Origin of the sequence: Photobacterium phosphoreum (genome assembly GCF_002954725.1) — a bacterium.
GTDB classification, from domain to species: domain Bacteria; phylum Pseudomonadota; class Gammaproteobacteria; order Enterobacterales; family Vibrionaceae; genus Photobacterium; species Photobacterium phosphoreum.
In genome coordinates, this window is record NZ_MSCQ01000001.1 from 1,320,462 (window position 1) to 1,337,627 (window position 17,166).

The 17,166-nt window shown below is 38.4% G+C and carries 14 protein-coding genes; 6 read left to right on the forward strand and 8 right to left on the reverse strand.

Going from position 1 to position 17,166, the window contains the following annotated elements; all coding sequences use genetic code 11:
* Nucleotides 1–7 precede the first annotated feature (7 nt).
* Complete coding sequence (locus BTO21_RS20330; RefSeq protein WP_082954286.1) at nt 8–604, reverse strand: NlpC/P60 family protein; 597 nt, start codon at nt 602–604, stop codon at nt 8–10.
* Nucleotides 605–854: 250 nt separating this feature from the next.
* On the opposite strand from BTO21_RS20330, the gene BTO21_RS05880 reads away from it, so the two are divergent.
* The gene (locus BTO21_RS05880; RefSeq protein WP_045029145.1) at nt 855–1,586 is read left to right on the forward strand and encodes a 5'-nucleotidase, lipoprotein e(P4) family; all 732 of its coding nucleotides are present in this window, start codon (nt 855–857) and stop codon (nt 1,584–1,586) included.
* Nucleotides 1,587–1,734: 148 nt separating this feature from the next.
* A complete protein-coding gene (gene radD / locus BTO21_RS05885) occupies nt 1,735–3,480 on the forward strand; it encodes a DNA repair helicase RadD (protein ID WP_045029143.1) in 1,746 nt (581 codons plus the stop codon).
* Nucleotides 3,481–3,617: 137 nt separating this feature from the next.
* On the opposite strand, the gene lepB is transcribed toward radD, so the two are convergent.
* Nucleotides 3,618–4,499 (reverse strand): signal peptidase I, encoded by an 882-nt coding sequence (gene lepB, locus BTO21_RS05890; RefSeq protein ID WP_045029141.1) that lies wholly within the window; start codon nt 4,497–4,499, stop codon nt 3,618–3,620.
* Between the two features lie 352 nt (nt 4,500–4,851).
* Nucleotides 4,852–5,859, reverse strand: coding sequence for a transposase (locus BTO21_RS05895; protein WP_105026725.1), 1,008 nt, complete (start codon nt 5,857–5,859; stop codon nt 4,852–4,854).
* Between the two features lie 475 nt (nt 5,860–6,334).
* Here BTO21_RS05895 and gss point away from each other — a divergent pair, with 475 nt between their 5' ends.
* Entirely contained in the window at nt 6,335–8,218 is a 1,884-nt protein-coding gene (gss, locus tag BTO21_RS05900) for a bifunctional glutathionylspermidine amidase/synthase (RefSeq protein WP_105026726.1), read from the forward strand.
* Between the two features lie 129 nt (nt 8,219–8,347).
* Here gss and BTO21_RS05905 read toward each other — a convergent pair whose 3' ends face one another.
* Nucleotides 8,348–10,483, reverse strand: a complete 2,136-nt coding sequence (locus BTO21_RS05905) for a TonB-dependent hemoglobin/transferrin/lactoferrin family receptor (RefSeq protein ID WP_045031566.1) — start codon at nt 10,481–10,483, stop codon at nt 8,348–8,350.
* Nucleotides 10,484–10,805: 322 nt separating this feature from the next.
* Here BTO21_RS05905 and rplY point away from each other — a divergent pair, with 322 nt between their 5' ends.
* Entirely contained in the window at nt 10,806–11,084 is a 279-nt protein-coding gene (gene rplY, locus BTO21_RS05910; protein ID WP_036794333.1) for a 50S ribosomal protein L25, read from the forward strand.
* A gap of 48 nt (nt 11,085–11,132) precedes the next feature.
* Here rplY and BTO21_RS05915 read toward each other — a convergent pair whose 3' ends face one another.
* Complete coding sequence (locus BTO21_RS05915; RefSeq protein ID WP_045031564.1) at nt 11,133–11,408, reverse strand: DUF1289 domain-containing protein; 276 nt, start codon at nt 11,406–11,408, stop codon at nt 11,133–11,135.
* A 266-nt stretch (nt 11,409–11,674) separates the two neighbouring features.
* On the opposite strand from BTO21_RS05915, the gene BTO21_RS05925 reads away from it, so the two are divergent.
* Nucleotides 11,675–11,992, forward strand: a complete 318-nt coding sequence (locus tag BTO21_RS05925; RefSeq protein WP_045031560.1) for a hypothetical protein — start codon at nt 11,675–11,677, stop codon at nt 11,990–11,992.
* 87 nt (nt 11,993–12,079) lie between these two features.
* Here the strand turns inward: BTO21_RS05925 and BTO21_RS05930 are convergent, their stop codons facing one another.
* Entirely contained in the window at nt 12,080–14,464 is a 2,385-nt protein-coding gene (locus BTO21_RS05930; protein ID WP_105026727.1) for a DNA polymerase II, read from the reverse strand.
* Nucleotides 14,465–14,502: 38 nt separating this feature from the next.
* Nucleotides 14,503–15,273, reverse strand: a complete 771-nt coding sequence (locus BTO21_RS05935) for a nucleotidyltransferase domain-containing protein (protein WP_239997994.1) — start codon at nt 15,271–15,273, stop codon at nt 14,503–14,505.
* 214 nt (nt 15,274–15,487) lie between these two features.
* Here BTO21_RS05935 and BTO21_RS05940 point away from each other — a divergent pair, with 214 nt between their 5' ends.
* Nucleotides 15,488–15,814 (forward strand): HI1450 family dsDNA-mimic protein, encoded by a 327-nt coding sequence (locus BTO21_RS05940; RefSeq protein WP_045031558.1) that lies wholly within the window; start codon nt 15,488–15,490, stop codon nt 15,812–15,814.
* 138 nt (nt 15,815–15,952) lie between these two features.
* Here the strand turns inward: BTO21_RS05940 and emrD are convergent, their stop codons facing one another.
* On the reverse strand, nt 15,953–17,134 hold the full coding sequence (emrD, locus tag BTO21_RS05945) for a multidrug efflux MFS transporter EmrD (RefSeq protein WP_201798341.1): 1,182 nt from the start codon (nt 17,132–17,134) through the stop codon (nt 15,953–15,955).
* Nucleotides 17,135–17,166: the final 32 nt, after the last annotated feature.

The following is a 17,166-nucleotide window of genomic DNA, read 5'->3' on the forward strand; positions in this document are numbered from 1 at the left end:
TTGCATCTTATATCGTAACTAAGCGCCTAATTTGCCAAAAATGCCGCTTCCAAAAAATATGCTTTAAATTTGAAATAGACACCCCTCGCGAACTGGCCGAGTTCATAAAGTCTCCATTAGAAAGATAGATCCCTACATGACGTTCATTACGACCCGTCTTAAAGAAGACTAAATCCCCTAACTTAGCTTGATCCTTACGAATCCGTCGTCCTAACTTTACTTGCCCTAACGTTGTTCGAGGCAAGTCTCGATGAAATACTTGTCGATACATTTTCATTACAAATGCAGAGCAATCAATTCCTCGATGGCTTGACCCACCGAAGTGATAAGGCGTACCTTTCCATCCATAATATGCATGGAAAATTTTATGTCTCACCAATCGTACATGGCGTCGCTCTTGCAATTTTGTTAAGTGATGACGCTTCTTATACACATGCAGTGTATGATGTATTAAATGTCCTTGGTGCTTATCTCTGTGTGAATAATGACGATGAATACGAGAATGATGCACTATCGTATGAGCGGTCGTTTTTGTTGTCGAAGCTGCGGCATACCATGATAAAAATGCCGATAAAATAATAATAATTCTAAAAATATAAAGCATTAGTCGTAGTTTTTTAATTATAAGTAAAAATCATAGCTAAGTTACAATGTAACATTATTATTAATGAGTATATTACTCTATTTCTGCAATATATAAATTCAATAACAACACATTACTTCACACTAAATAACACAATGTTTTTTAATAGTTCACATTGTGATATTTTTTATCGTCCATAATATAAATGACACATTAATCTACTAGCCTACCCTTAATCAAACATTCCCATAAAGGATAAGGCTTAACTATAATGAATAAATCGTTTCCTATCGTTTCTCTTGTGCTTGCACTATCTAGTTTCTCAACGCTTGCCGCAGATACCCATTGTAATGTAAAGCAATACGAAATGGGGTTACGTTACCAACAACAATCAGCTGAGATTATGGCACTGCAATTACAGACCTATAAGTTTGCTCAACAACAGCTTAATGAGAACTTAACCCAAAGAGAAACAAATAGAAAAAGTGCCATTATTATAGATCTAGACGAAACAGTATTAGATAACACGCCACTATTGGTAAAAGATCTCAAGAAATGCCACGACTATACAGAATGGGATACATGGGGGGATTGGGAAAAAAATGGCGAACCCAGTTTAATTCCTGGTGCTAAAGATTTCCTTAATTTTGTCAATAACCAGCATATTACGATTTTTTATGTCTCTGATCGTAGCCAAGAAAACAAACAAGCAACTATCAACACCCTTAATCGCTTAGGCCTACCACAAGTTAACAGTGATCATGTCTTACTTGCTAACAAATCAAAACAACTGCGCCGAGAAGATATTAGCCACCAATTTCAAGTCATCATGTTATTAGGCGATAGTTTGGCTGACTTTGCTGCGGAATTTAAAACTAAAAAGCCAACGTCTGAACAACGTAAGCTTGTCGAACAACAACGACAAAAATTTGGTACTCAATGGATTATCATGCCTAATAGCAGTTATGGTTCATGGTCACACAGCCAACTAAAAAGCGAATAGCATTTAGCCTACGCAATAGTGATCCATAAAGAGCACTATTGCGTCTCAATGTTCAATCATAATTCCCCCCATAAAATTAAGCGAGTGACTTGCTAAACCACTGGTTAAATGTACACTAGTCATAGTTTATTTGTAGCAGATTTACGGTATGTATACTTTACGCCCTTACCAACAAGACAGTGTTAACGCCACTCTTCATTACTTTCGTAAGCACAACTCTCCCGCAGTCCTTGCTCTACCAACAGGCGCAGGTAAAAGCCTTGTTGTGGCTGAACTAGCCCGTATTGCTCGAGGCCGTGTTCTGGTGCTCACTCACGTAAAAGAACTCGTAGAACAAAACCATGCTAAATACGAAAGCTATGGCCTTAAAGCGGCTATTTTTTCCGCAGGTTTAGGCCGTAAAGAAACGGATCAACAAGTAGTATTTGCCTCTGTACAATCAATGGCAAATAGCCTCGATAAATTTAAAGAACAATTTTCTTTATTAGTTATCGATGAATGCCACCGTGTGCCTGATGATGAAAACAGTGCCTACCGTAAAGTCATCAAACACGTACAAACGATAAACCCCAATATCAAAGTGCTTGGACTAACCGCAACTCCTTATCGATTAGGCATGGGGTGGATTTACAAATATCACACTCGCGGTCAAGTCAAAACCGAGACCGAGCGTTTCTTTCGTGATTGTATTTTTGAATTACCGATCCGCTATTTACTTGATGAAGGCTTTTTAACTGAACCAAAAGTCATGGATATGGCAGTGTTAGGTTATGACTTTTCATCACTAACACCATCAAATACGGGTCATTATAAAGAAGCTGATCTTGATAATGTAATCGAACAATCAGGCCGTGCCACTCCGATGATCATCGAACAAGTGATCGACTATGCCAAAGATCGCCGTGGCATCATGATTTTTGCTTCAACCGTGAACCATGCACAAGAAATCATGGGCTATCTTGCTCATGAAAATGCTGCGCTTGTCATTGGCGATACGCCTCTTGATGAACGTGATCGGATCATTAATGATTTTAAAGCACAAAAAATCAAATATCTGGTTAACGTATCAGTATTAACCACGGGGTTTGATGCGCCTCATGTTGATCTGATTGCAATATTACGCCCCACAGAATCAATTAGCCTTTATCAACAAATTGTCGGGCGAGGTTTACGTTTATTTGAAGGCAAAAAAGACTGCCTTATTCTTGAATATGCGGGTAACTGTTACGACCTATACCAACCAGAAGTGGGTGATCCTAAACCCAATAGCGACAGTGAAGTAATAATGGTTCCCTGCCCTGCATGTGGTTTCAATAACAGCTTTTGGGGCAAGCTAGATCCTGCGGGTTTTTTAATTGAACATTATGGTCGCCGTTGCCAAGGTTATTTTGAAGATGATGACACAGGTGAACGTGAAGAATGTGGTTATCGTTTCCGCGCTAAATATTGCGAAGAATGCGGTGCAGATAACGACATTGCAGCCCGTCGCTGTCATCAATGTGATGCGGTAATGGTTGATCCCGATAAAAAGCTGCGTGAAGCATTAAAACTTAAAGATGCGATGATCATGAAATGCCATGATATGCGCTTAGAACCGGGTAAGAATAAATTTGGCAAGCCACAGCTTAAAGTGATTTATATTGGCGAAGAAGATAATGAAATTAACGAAGTTTGGCAGCTATCAACCAAGACCCAAAAGAGTGACTTTCTCACCAAATTTATTAATCCGCACTTAGTCGATAGGCACCGTCCTTTTACCGATACCGCCCCGACAAAAGTGGCGAATAACGAACATCGGTTAAGACCACCAGAGATCGTCATTGCCCGTAAAAATGGCCGCTTCTGGGCGATACGCGATAAGTTGTTTGATTTGGATCAGTATCAGAAAGGCTAAAGCAATAGCGGCTTGCTGTACAGGAACAATCATTTGGGACAGCCATATATTTTTATTAAATAGAATAGAGTCAAAAAAAACCGACATGTTATTAGCATGTCGGTTTTTCTCGTTTCATCTTATTGTTTGTAATCGTTCTAGTGAATGCTACCAATACGGTTAAAACGAACCCCATTAGGTAACCAATGCGGCCACATTGAATCTGCATTATGATTAAAGGTAAAACTGATCCAAATAAAGGTCGCTTTACCAACTAAGTTCTGCTCTGGCATAAAGCCCCAGTAACGGCTGTCTAAACTGTTATCTCGGTTATCACCCATCGCAAAGTAATGACCTTTTGGTACAACCCACTCGCCCATTGGTGAACCAGGCTGTTGGTAATAACGATAAATTTGTTCTGGTAATGCAGGATCACGCAAAATGTGGTGATTAACTTTACCTAGTTGCTCTTTATATTCGTTTAACTGTGTGCCTAGCTCAGTAAAGTTAGTTAAGCCAACATATTGTTTTGGTACTTCTTGCGCGACAGGACATACTTTCTGACCATTACAAGCCGGTTTAATATAAAGGGTTTTGTTTTGGTAAATAATGGTGTCACCTGGTAAACCAACTACACGTTTGATTAAATCGATCTTCGGGTTTGATGGATCAATAAATACTGTGATGTCACCACGTTGTGGCTTACCCGTTGGAATTAATGTTTTGTGGAAAATAGGATCGCGTAGTCCGTAAGCAAACTTCTCTACACCAATAAAATCACCAGGTAACAAAGTTGGCTGCATTGAACCACTTGGAATTTGAAAAGGTTCGATAATAAATGACCGAATAATCAAAATAGCAAACAACACAGGAAACAATGAGCGAGCTTGAGCAACCCAACCAGATGTACTCTCCTTTGTCAGCCCTTCTCGTTTAGGTTGCCATATGAACTTATCTAACGCGAAAACAATACCTGTTATTAAGGTCGCGGTAGTAAGAATAAGTGAGAACAATTCTGCTGCGTTGAATATTGAAAGCATGTTCAATCCCGAAAACTGTGTAAATAGAATAATCTATGAATAATAATACGCCTTATTAAACATGATTAATGTACTAAATAAAACGGCTAGATTCCGTAAACTATGATCTCACTTTGTTAACAATTTGGACAGCCTAATAATTTTAATAATTTGGACAGCCAAATCTTTTGATTCTTAACTAGAGTCCCCAAAAACAAACCATTCCACCAGCAACAAACTCTTTTGCTATAAAATTTACAGCTGATTATTTAAATCCTTCGTTAAATCTGCTCTATTTCCATATCTCAGGATCCACAACACCTACAATCCTGACGGTTATTGCAGTATTTTTATCTGATTATAAGAAGCGTATTTAATTAGGATGTAACTGGTGACTCGCAGATTTCCCTTTGCACCAATGCCCACCTGCATGTTGTTTGAAAGCACACATTCGGGACCATTTACCGCTTACATTGGCGTAATGTTCCATAAATTGTTCACTATGTTCAAGCCAAGCGTCAGGAGTTATTCCCAATTGTTGCAAAATTTTAGGCTGATTGGATGCAATAAACCCTTTTTTATCATTACGAATACAGCGACCTGTCCAGTCAATCAGTTCAAGGTAATCGGCAAAAGCAAAGTTTATCCCTGCGGTTTTAGCTTGATGTTCTGCGCCAACAAAGGGTAATAATTGGAAATGACTTTTGTTTGATGAGGATGGTTTAAAGGGAGTTTTCGTTTGATTATATTCACGAATACGCTGCTGAATTGAGGTAAAATCTGATTGATCTAGTGATGGTGTAACTCCCGCCCTGATCGGATTTAAATCAACGTACATCATGCATGATAATAACGCTTGTTCATCCAGCAAAGCTTGAGATTTAAACCGCCCTTCCCAAAAAGCCCCTTTACATTGGTCTTCTTTATTGGCTTTTCGTGCTATTTCTTCATTGAGACAACGCATAAACCAGCTAATACTGCCTAATCGTTGCTGCCATTCAGCCACTAAATTTGATAATGCTTGTTGTTTATCTGCGTCTATTTGCCCCTCTTTTAAAAAATCGACCGCGATAGGATGACCATTAAATAACTGTAGCCAGCGTGATATCACCGCTTCAGGGGTTAGCTTCTTTTGCTGCTCAGTATCTATTTTAAGCACCAAATGATAATGGTTACTCATCACAGCATAAGCACAAACATCAATACAAAACACAGCTGCTAATTGTTTGATTTTATTTACTATCCAACCACGACGGTGTTGATAGTTTTTACCGTTATACGGGTCGTCCCCACACAAATAGGCCCGACGTACACAGCGATTAATTACATGATAAAAAGGGGTTATTTGAGGCTCTATCAATTTTCGTCTTGAGATTGTCATTTACTTTACCATAAGCAACTTGAAGCTTAAGTGTAGTAGCTCATGGTTGATGTGCAAGGATATGGCTGTCCTTTGTTTTTTAGCAAAGAACTCAAGATCAGTACAAAGATAAGTGAAATTCTAAACATATAAACCTCTAGCATTAATCTGAATAATTACAGTGTAGACGCTTATGTTTATGTTTTATGTCTGTTTGGAATTCATCAATGGTAATGAATAAGCCTTCTGAATTAATCAGAATAAAAAATAAAACGTAAACTTCAACTGATATAAAACATTTCATAAAACAGCCCAATTAATTGAAATATAAGCTCTAATTAACAATTATCATTGAAACGTCATAGTTAAAGTTTTAGGTTATGACAAAGCCTTTATTTTCAACATTCCCCTGATGCGTATGCATTTCAATAACGCTCAATTCTCTGAGCCACATCATCGGTCGTAAAAAGGTTAAACCATCAACTAGGCCAAGATCATGAATACAGACACTACCTCAAATAATGCTCCTTTTGGTGCTTTACTCGGCTATGCCCCTGGTGGCATCGCTATCTACTCTTCAGATTACAGCACTATTGATGAGGATAAATATGCCGATGCCTGTGCGATGCGCAGTTATGTTCATGGTGAATATATGGGCTATAAATGGCAGTGTGTTGAGTTTGCACGTCGTTTTTTATATATCAACTATGGGCTGGTATTTACCGATGTTGGAATGGCATATGAAATTTTCTCGTTACGTTTTTTACGCCAAGTAGTTAACGATAAAATTTTACCTCTCTATGCCTTTGAAAATGGTTCACGCCAAAAACCTATTGTCGGATCATTATTAATTTGGCAAAAAGGTGGTGAATTCCAAGACACCGGCCACGTTGCCATTATTACGCATATTGAAAATGATAAAGTAATGATTGCCGAACAAAATGTTACTTTTGCTCCACTACCATTAGGTCAGCAATGGACACGAGAGCTAACATTACATGTTGAAGATGGCTATTACACCATTGAAGATACGTTTGATGATTCTGAGATTCTAGGTTGGATGGCTTATAATGCCGATACAACGTATAGCCTACCGCAACCCTCTCCCTCACCTGAATTACTAAACATTCAATGCGCCCAACGTTTAAATAGTGGTCAATTTGAAACTAGCTGGTTAGATAGCACCGATCAACTTGAGCAAACTTATTTACAAACTAATGCGAATAAACTGCTGAATGATGATATTTATCGTTATTTTACTATTTCAGAAAGTGCTGAGCATGAACTCGCTAAAGCCACCAATGAATTGCACTTAATGTACTTACATGCCACTGATAAAGTACTCCAAGATGATAATTTATTAGCGCTGTTTGATATTCCTAAAATTCTTTGGCCTCGCCTACGTCTATCATGGCAAAAACACCGTCACAGTATGTTAACGGGTCGTCTTGATTTCTGTATGAGTGACAAGGGATTAAAAGTTTACGAATATAATGCAGACTCCGCATCTTGCCATACCGAAGCATGTTTAATCATTCAAAAATGGGCTGAACAAGGTGGCGATATTGCTGAAAATAGCCCAGCAGAAGACTTACTCAATGAACTGGCTAGTGTATGGAAATATAGCCAAGAATATTCATTTGTTCACATTATGCAAGATGATGATGCAGAAGAAGACTATCATGCGCTATTCATGCAAAAAGTACTGTCTTTAGCGGGGATTGAAAGCAAAATCCTTAAAGGTTTAGACTGCATTCACTGGAACCCTGCGGGTCAATTAATTGATGATAATGAACGTCTAATTGAATGCGTGTGGAAAACATGGGCATGGGAAACCGCAATAGACCAAGTGCGTGAAGTCAGTTGTACTGAATATGCGGCAGTGCCTATTCATACTGGTTATCCTGATACCAAAGTACGCTTGGTTGATGTGTTATTACGCCCTGAAATCAAAGTGTTTGAGCCGCTATGGACAGTGATCCCAAGCAATAAAGCAATATTACCCGTACTGTGGTCTTTGTTCCCTAATCATCATTATTTATTGGATACCGATTTTACCGTCACCGATGAATTAAAACGTACTGGCTATGCGATCAAACCTATTGCTGGTCGATGTGGCAGTAATATTGATCTCGTTAGCCACAATGAATCAGTATTAGATAAAACTGATGGTAAATTTAACGATCAGAAAAATATTTATCAGCAATTATGGTGCTTACCTAACGTTGCTAATAAATATATTCAGGTTTGTACGTTTACTGTTGATGGTAATTACGGTGGTGTTTGTCTGCGTTCTGATGACTCACTGGTGATTAAAAAAGACAGTGATATAGAACCATTGATTGTACTGGAAGATAATGCGTTTCTAAAAAATCTATAGTGCTTTTATAACCACATTTGTATAACTACACTTAGATATACCCACAATTAAAAAAGCCGTGTTAATGATCTTTATCATAAAAGATCATGACACGGCTTTGTTTTAACTACGTTTTGCTATATTAATTTATTAAAAATCGTAGTTAACGTTAATACCAAAATTACGTCCAGGTTGACTACGACGATCAATACCATCCGTCGTTTTGTTCACACCTGCCATATCTTGATACTGCCAATACTCTTTATCTAACGCATTAAAGAGTCCGGCACGTACTGTCATGTCTTTTACTGGATGGTAATAAGTGGTCAAATCAACAGTGGTATACCCTGCTACATTAAGGTTACCTTTATCTTGCCAATTATCTTTCGCTGCCACCATCTTGACATCTAATGCCGTACCCCATACTTCATTCGGTGCATCATAACCAACACCAACTACAGATGTTAATGGTGCAATCGTATCCAGTGTTTTACCTGTTTGTTTATCTTCACCATCTAAGTATGCAACCGACACTTTTGCATAAGTCCCTAATGGCGTATTAATGACTTCATCTAACCAAATATTAGCGGATAACTCAGCACCATAGATACGGGCTTTTTCAATATTTTCATTCGTTGTAATATCAAGGTTATTCGCATTCGTTGTGACTTTCTGAATAAAATTAGAATAATCATTATAGAACACAGAAGCCGTTACATTACCAACATGATTTTCCGCACGTAAACCTAACTCATAAGAATTACTTTCCTCAGGTTTAAGATTTGGATTTGATTTAATAATATAACCATGAGGGATATTACTTTTATCGTAATACATTTCATGCAATGTTGGCGCTCTAAATCCCTGACTGTATTGACCATAGGTACTGAAATTATCTGTCCAATGATATACCGCACCTAAACGTGCAGTGAAGGCATCACTCTTATGATCTTTTAAACCGGAAGCTGCATCAGGTTTAGCTTCAAACTCATCATAACGTGCACCAGCAGTAACGACTGCTTTATCATTCAACAAGAAAACTTGGTCTTGAATAAACACACCGCGCTTTTCAGATTTTGCTGTTGGTACTTCCGTTGGACCCGGCTTTGATGTGCCTTTATTCAAATTATAATCGACATAATTTAAATCAAACTTATCATTAACTACCGTCGCACCATAAGTCAGTTGATGACGTGATTGCGCAAACTCAATCGCTTTAGCGAACTGAATATCAAATTGAGTACTGGTATCGTTACCTTCGCGATAACGGTTACGATCACCAAACATATCAGTATGATCATAGTTATCATGCTGACTACGTTGTTGCTGCCAATTCACTTGCCATTTCAATGAATCAAACACCACATTCTCAGCTAACCACTCATGCTCAAAGCCAAATCGTTTTCGACTACTCGTATCATCACCGCGAGTTTTGGTATAAGTAAAACCAGGCATCACGCTATAACCATCACGAGATAAAATATCGCCGTTAGCATTCCGAGTATAATACTCACCAGTAAATCCAATACGGTTAGCATTATTAATCTGATAGAAGGCTTTTGCTAACACGTTATGCGATTCCATATTCAATGGATCAGCCGATTTACGTGTTACCCCCTTACTATTATCATGCGTATCGTAAGCGTTAGTTTCATGGCCATTACGGTAGGTATAAATGATCATCGTTTCGAGATCACCAATACGTTTTGCAGCTTCAACACCAAGTTTGTATTGATCATCAGCACTCGCATAACCACTTTTTAAACCTACGTGTGATGATTCGCCTTTTAATAAATCTTCTGGATTCTTGGTCTGCATTATCACAGTACCACCCAAAGCATCGCTACCATAAAGTGTTGATGTCGGTCCTTTATTAACTTCAATGGCTTTTAACGTATCAATTTCATAATTATTACTATTTTTACGCATCGCATCAGCACCTGGATTATAAGATGCGGGCTGCTCAACACCATCAACCAACACTTTAACTCGACTGCCTTTCATGCCGCGAATAGTGATATCTTCCATACCAAATCGACCCTGACCATTAACCGAGACCCCTGGTACATATTTCAGCGCTTGCTTTACATCTGTTGCTAAATTTTTATTCATTTGTTCAGATGTCACTTTAGCGACTGAAGCCGGTATGTTTTTTATCGACTCCTCTGTTCGAGTTCCTGAAACAACAATTTCATCAAATTGAGAAACGCTATCTTGCGCAAAAAGTGATGGTGAAGAAAATGCCATAACGAGTGAGCTGGCGATAAGTGTCAGTTGCTTATTCATAATTCCCTGCTTTAACAAAAATCCAACAATACGGTTCGATGACGATTATACATATAGAAATGATAATTACTATCATTATCATTCGTGTTGATTGATTTTTATCAGGCTCTCATTTTTATAAAGTAAGACGCTGTTTAGACAACTAAAAAACATCTTATACGCTGCTATATTAAGCAATAATTCCCTGCACCAATAAAAAAAAACACATTACGTTTAATGTGCTTGCATGTGGTTGTTTTGATTGTTAGTATGCGCGCTCGTTTTACGACGCTAAGTAAGGTCGCATTACTTAGTGAATTAATTAAATCAAAGAGTATTGATTATGAAATTTAATGCAATTGTACGTACAGACCTTGGTAAAGGTGCGAGCCGCCGCCTACGTCTTACTGAGCACTTCCCAGCAATCGTTTACGGTGGCGAAGCTGCACCAGTAGCTATCACTCTTAAGCACAGTGATATCATCAACCAAATGGATAAGCCTGAGTTCTACGAAGGTTTTGTTCTTGTAATCGATGGCCAGGAAGTTAAGGTTAAGCCTCAAGACATCCAACGTCACGTGTACAAGCCAAAGGTTGAGCACATGGACTTTAAACGCATCTAATTGCGTGTTCATAAAACTCTTCAAAAAAGCACTCTTCGGAGTGCTTTTTTATGTCTCTGATTTATTAACATCATCAAATAGAAATTGCTGCTGTGGTGACAAAGCTACACTCTCTTGTTCCTTATTCTGCCGTTGACGACGCATGATCCGTAAATAACGCTGCCGACATAATTTTATTATTTTTATTTTTTGATCTGCTGTCATTTGTTGCCAATAAAACCGCTCATCTCGATTTCGATAACATCCCTTGCAATAACCTCGATTATTTACCTGACAACAGCCAACACAAGGGCTTGGCACATCGAAAAAATCAAGTTGCTCCATATTGCCCTACTCTTTAGCTAGCCTATTTGCCTTTATTCAGCATAAACCATTCCAACTTAACTGTATTTAAATTGTACAAATTAGCCCTAATTGTTACATCAATAAAACAAATGTACCTATTACAAATCTGATTTGTTATTTTACTGTATTGATTTTTAGCCACTAGTTCTGCTAAGGTTATTAGCATTGTCACGGTAGATAACGATTTATTGATTAAATATATTAATTGTCCATAAACATAATTAATACATTCACTGGAGGGAACCATGGATTTTTTTGTACCATTGGCTAAAGATGTTGATCAAGCACAATCTGTTTATTCATCAATTGCAGAGCATGTTTCAGCGCCAACACCAACAAATGACAAACGTATTCAAAAGTTAGTTTGGATCCATGAAGGTATTGACTGCATAGGGGAAGTCGGGAAATTACCCCCTGAAATTTTTCGAGCTGACGATGAAATTTTAGCTATTTTTGAGTGTGATAATGTCTATAAAATTTGTACTCAAAATCGCGGTGTCATTAATTTTGATCCTATTTTAGCAAGCACTGATACCGTAAAACACATCACTTACTTTGACTAATATCTTTATATCTTTATATCTTTATATCTTTATATCTTTAGTTAAAAATAGAAGCGCGCTCAATATGAGCGCGTTTTCATTATAATATTAAAATAAACCTAACTGTGATGCCGTTATATTATCAAATGATTTCCCAATAAAAACCAAAATACCATCAGCCACTGGTTTTAATTGCTTTTCTAAGTAATGATTATAATCAATAGCGCTTTGACGATATTCCACAGGTTCAGCACCTGATGTGGTAAATATATATTCTATCGCCCCCTTTTGTTGATATTGTAATGGGCGACCCAACTTAGCATTCATTTCATCAGCCAATCGGGCTGCTCGTACTTGAGGTGGAATGTTTTTCTGATACTCATCTAAATTACGCCGTAAACGCTTACGGTAAATTAATTGTTCATCAAACTCCCCTGCCAAAGTACGGTTAGTATAATCGCGGACGTAATCATCAACGGCTTGATCATGAAATACCATCGAATATAATGTTTGCTGAAAATTCTGAGCTAATGGTGTCCAGTCTGTACGCACTGTTTCTAAACCTTTAAATACCATTTGTTCCGTATCGCCACGCCAAACTAATCCCGCATACCGTTTTTTACTGCCTGTTTCTTGTCCGCGAATAGTTGGCATTAAAAATTTGTGATAATGGATTTCGTATTCAATTTCAAGTGCTGACACTAAGCCATATTGCTGCTGTAAATGTTGCGTCCACCATTGATTGATATGTTCAACCAATATATTGCCAATGGCATTTGCATCTTGTTGCGAATGCGCTTTTTTGAGTGATACAAAAGTCGAATCAGTATCACCATAGATCACCTCATAGCCTTTTTCTTCAATCAACTCACGGGTTAACTTCATAATTTCATGGCCACGCATGGTAATCGATGACGCTAAACGATGATCAAAAAAACGACAACCTGATGAACCTAAAACACCATAGAACGAATTCATGATAATCTTAATCGCTTGTGAAAAGGCTTTATCACCATCACGTTTCGCACGATCACGCGCAGCCCATAACGATTCAATCATTTCAGGTAAGAAGTGGCGTGTTCGATGGAACTGACCACCACGAAAGCCAGCAATAGCTTGATGTTCAGCTTTACCCTCTTCTAATAATAAGCCTTCCACTAACCCCATCGGATCGATTCTAAATGAGCGAATAATTGAGGGATACAGCGATTTAAAATCCAACACCAATACGGAATCATATAGCCCAGGCTTAGAGTCCATAACATAACCGCCAGGACTGGCTATCCAATTTTCGCTTTCAAGATTAGGCGCAATATACCCTGCTCGGTGTAATTGTGGCATGTAAAGATTGGTAAATGCCGCTACCGAACCGCCAATACGATCAAGTTCAACCCCCGTAAGACGGCTACGTTCTATAGCAAATTCTAATAAATGGGTCTGTTTAAAGATTCGCGTTACTAACTTGCAATCCTGAAGGTTATATTTAGCCAATGAGCGCTTATCGTGCTTAAACATGTGGTTAATTTCAGCCATACGATCATGCACATTATGAATCGCTTTACCTTCACCTAATAGCTCTTGAGCCACGGCTTCTAATGACCATGAGCGAAAATTATAAGTGGCCGTTTTTAGCGTATCAATACCGTCCATCACCACGCGACCAGGAATACTGATAAAACCTTGATTGGCATTTTGGGTAGAACGTCGATAATGCGGTGTTTGTTTACCACGACCGATACGAAGATTAATTTTATTCCATTCAGCACGATGCAACAGTAACCGAAAATCAAAATCAATCACGTTCCAGCCAATAATGATGTCGGGATCATATTGAATAAACCATGATTCTAAGGCGAGTAATAACGCTTTTTCATCCGTGACCCATTCAATATGTAGTTCATCACTCGCTTGATAATCAGCAGGCTGTTCTCCCACCATAATAACGCGGCTGTCCATCTGGCTGTGAAAGCCAATTGAATATAAAACCCCTTTTTCTGAACACTCAATATCTAACGAGACTAAGGTTAAATCGGGAATATAATCAGCAGCTTTAGCTTTTGCAAAGAGTACATCACGGTACCCATTACGCGGTTTTATATCCCCTGTAAACGCTAACCCACCACGAATAAAACGTTCCATCAAAAAACGGTCGGCAAGTCGCACATCGGCTTCAAAAGGCTTAATATCCTCAACCTGTAAACATTTACTGATGGTGAGATTGTCACGAATAGTGCTGCTATAGCACCCAACAACATTCTGATGCTGAAATGTTTTCAGCGTCAATGGTTTCCATTGCACCGCAATATTCGCAGCCCGAATAATTTCCGTGGCTTGCTGTTGCTGGCTAGCACAGATAAAGAGCACAGGGTTATCGCCAACAATCGATAATCGACAAGGACCCGTGGCAGTTTTTACCCACAGAACAATTTCCGTTTGTCCTTTAATATCTCGACTTTGACGAGTTAATACAAACCCTGTTGAATTTGACTGCAAAGAAACCTCAATCTGATCTTGATACGATAATAACGGTATTAACCAATTTTTCGTTCAATGTGATTAAACTCATTAACAATCCAACCACCAAATTGCGACACCATAAACAAGGACGCTTTCTTGGGGACTTGTGGACCATTAATTAATAAAAATAGTCGTTCAATATCAATGGCTTTATCTGGATAGAATGCAAGAAAAAAATCTGCGCACTGTTGATCAGTATATGCCCAATCATCACTACGATATGCCACTAACATAAAACAACTTCTGAGCATTTTCTTACCGGCTCGACGGCAATAATCTTGATATTCAATAGCACTTTTTGTGCGTTTAATTTGTTGCTGCGTACACACTAAAAAAGCAGCAATATCATCATTGAAGACTTTCGCTATTTCCCAGCACGGCTCAAAATAACCAAATTGCTCACCTAGGTTAGTGCCGTATAAACATACACTGCAATGTTTTAGCCAAAAACCCCACTTAAAGATAGCGGTAATGGAAAGTACGTCATCAAGCAATAACCATGTAATATCAACATTTGAAATCACTGAATAATGATGCTTTAAATCCTGACACACAATGGTAATACGATGCTGTTCTTCAACCGTTAATGGTACTGTTATCACCACTGTAAGGTTCAGATCTGAAATACCATTCGTTGCCTGCCGATAGGCAATACTGCCATTAAGATAAATACTGTGTAACGCCATCACTTGGGATTGTAAATCCGTAACAGCCGCCATAAGCAATGGCATGAAATCTAATTGGAAAACAGTTTGATTATCCAAACAAGGTAAAAACTTAGCCACAAAACATACTCATTACATCAACCAACACATATTAATGACACTTTATTATCAATCATGACCATTAACTTACTGAATAAATACCACTATTCCCCAAACTATATCGACTCAAGCGTAACTATCGTCATCAAAGTTAACGATTATCGCTAGATATCGCATATTTTGAGGGTTTCGGTATAATAACACTACTAAACACAGATAGAGATCAATCAGTATCATGGAAACAGAAAACCTTATTTCATACGATGATGTTATTGACGTTGCATACGATATTTTTCTAGAGATGGCTGCTGATAACTTAGAGCCTGCTGACGTATTGCTTTTTACCCTGCAATTTGACGATCGTGGCGCAGCTGAAGTTGTTGAAACCCGTGATGATTGGGAAGAACATCTTGCTTGTGCGATTGATAAAGATCTTTACGCGGAAGTATGTGTTGGTCTTGTAAATGAAGAAAATGACGAACTTGATGATATTTTCGCTCGTTTACTGATCAGCCGTGATCCTGAGAACAAAGGCTGTCATATCTTATGGAAGCGTGATTAAGTTCCTACGTTACTCCATATAAAAAGGCGCGGAATACACTTTCAACTAGCAATTAACTAGTAAGAAAGTTGTATCCCGCGCCTTTTATTTGTCTAACCGTTACTGCTAGCTAATCAATTTGATTACAACCAAATGTTATTAACGAGCAAGAATCGTCGTATCTTGTTTACTGTAACGGATCCACCACAAGCTCATTACCACGATAATTGCCATTACTGTCATAACAGCACCTAAGCTAAATTGGCTTTGTGCGCTCATAAATGATGCTGCTAATGTTGCAGCTCCTGCACCAACATTTTGCAAACCACCCAGTACTGCGCCTGCTGTTCCCGCATGATTAGGAAAAGGTTGTACCGCAGCCGTTGTTGCAACTGGGCATAACATACCTGTACCAATGAAATACAAAAACGCACCACCAATTAAACTTTTAATGGTTACTAAGCCAGCAAAACCAGGAATGATGATTGTCACAGCACCCAACACAAGTGCAATCATGCCAATAATCAATACGCGATCAATACCTACACGACGTACTAAGCGTCCTGATAACCATGCGCCACCTAAATAACCCGGTAATGGTAAAATAAACAACCAACTTACCGTAATCGGATCTAATTTAAGTACGCTGCCTAAAAGTACCCCTGCTGATGCTTCAAATACGGCAATACCAGCAAACGTTGCAATAAGACAAATAACATAGCCTTGAAAACGACGATTACTTAATACATAACGGTAACTCACAAACACACGCTCAGCATGACGCTTTTCTGGTGGTAATGTTTCGCTAAAATACTTCATCATTGCAATAGTGACAACAGCACCAAACACTAATAGGAATCCATAAACTGACTCCCAACCTAAATGTTTAGAAAGGTATCCACCTAAAACAGGGGCAATTAGTGGAGATAAAATAACCCCCATACTAATTAAACTATTAGCTTGGTGTAAATCATCACCATCATAGCTATCACGCGGTACAGTACGGCACATTGCGCCACTACAACCCGTACCACAGCCTTGAATAAACGTAGCAACCAAAAACCAATGGAAATTCGATGACAGCAATGTGCCAACAGTACCAATAAGAAAGATTACCATGCCCGAAATAATAACCGGACGACGTCCAATTCGATCAGATAATGGACCATAAATAAACTGTGATAACCCATAAGGAATAAGGTATACAGCCATTACTGCTTGTAAATATGCGGATTTAACAGAGAAAAATGTCGCCATGTCAGGAATTGCTGGCACATACATTGTTTGTGTCATCTGCCCTACAGCAACCAAAATAATGAGTAATAATAATAACTTACTCATGTTACTAGCCGAAGATTGCTTAATCACAACCA

What these genes read in the sequence shown, in the direction of transcription:
- BTO21_RS20330 (WP_082954286.1), bottom strand. Translation starts at nt 604, where the DNA reads ATGCTTTATATTTTTAGAATTATTATTATTTTATCGGCATTTTTATCA.
- BTO21_RS05880 (WP_045029145.1), top strand. Translation starts at nt 855, where the DNA reads ATGAATAAATCGTTTCCTATCGTTTCTCTTGTGCTTGCACTATCTAGT.
- radD (WP_045029143.1), top strand. Translation starts at nt 1,735, where the DNA reads ATGTATACTTTACGCCCTTACCAACAAGACAGTGTTAACGCCACTCTT.
- lepB (WP_045029141.1), bottom strand. Translation starts at nt 4,499, where the DNA reads ATGCTTTCAATATTCAACGCAGCAGAATTGTTCTCACTTATTCTTACT.
- BTO21_RS05895 (WP_105026725.1), bottom strand. Translation starts at nt 5,859, where the DNA reads ATGACAATCTCAAGACGAAAATTGATAGAGCCTCAAATAACCCCTTTT.
- gss (WP_105026726.1), top strand. Translation starts at nt 6,335, where the DNA reads ATGAATACAGACACTACCTCAAATAATGCTCCTTTTGGTGCTTTACTC.
- BTO21_RS05905 (WP_045031566.1), bottom strand. Translation starts at nt 10,483, where the DNA reads ATGAATAAGCAACTGACACTTATCGCCAGCTCACTCGTTATGGCATTT.
- rplY (WP_036794333.1), top strand. Translation starts at nt 10,806, where the DNA reads ATGAAATTTAATGCAATTGTACGTACAGACCTTGGTAAAGGTGCGAGC.
- BTO21_RS05915 (WP_045031564.1), bottom strand. Translation starts at nt 11,408, where the DNA reads ATGGAGCAACTTGATTTTTTCGATGTGCCAAGCCCTTGTGTTGGCTGT.
- BTO21_RS05925 (WP_045031560.1), top strand. Translation starts at nt 11,675, where the DNA reads ATGGATTTTTTTGTACCATTGGCTAAAGATGTTGATCAAGCACAATCT.
- BTO21_RS05940 (WP_045031558.1), top strand. Translation starts at nt 15,488, where the DNA reads ATGGAAACAGAAAACCTTATTTCATACGATGATGTTATTGACGTTGCA.
- emrD (WP_201798341.1), bottom strand. Translation starts at nt 17,134, where the DNA reads ATGAGTAAGTTATTATTATTACTCATTATTTTGGTTGCTGTAGGGCAG.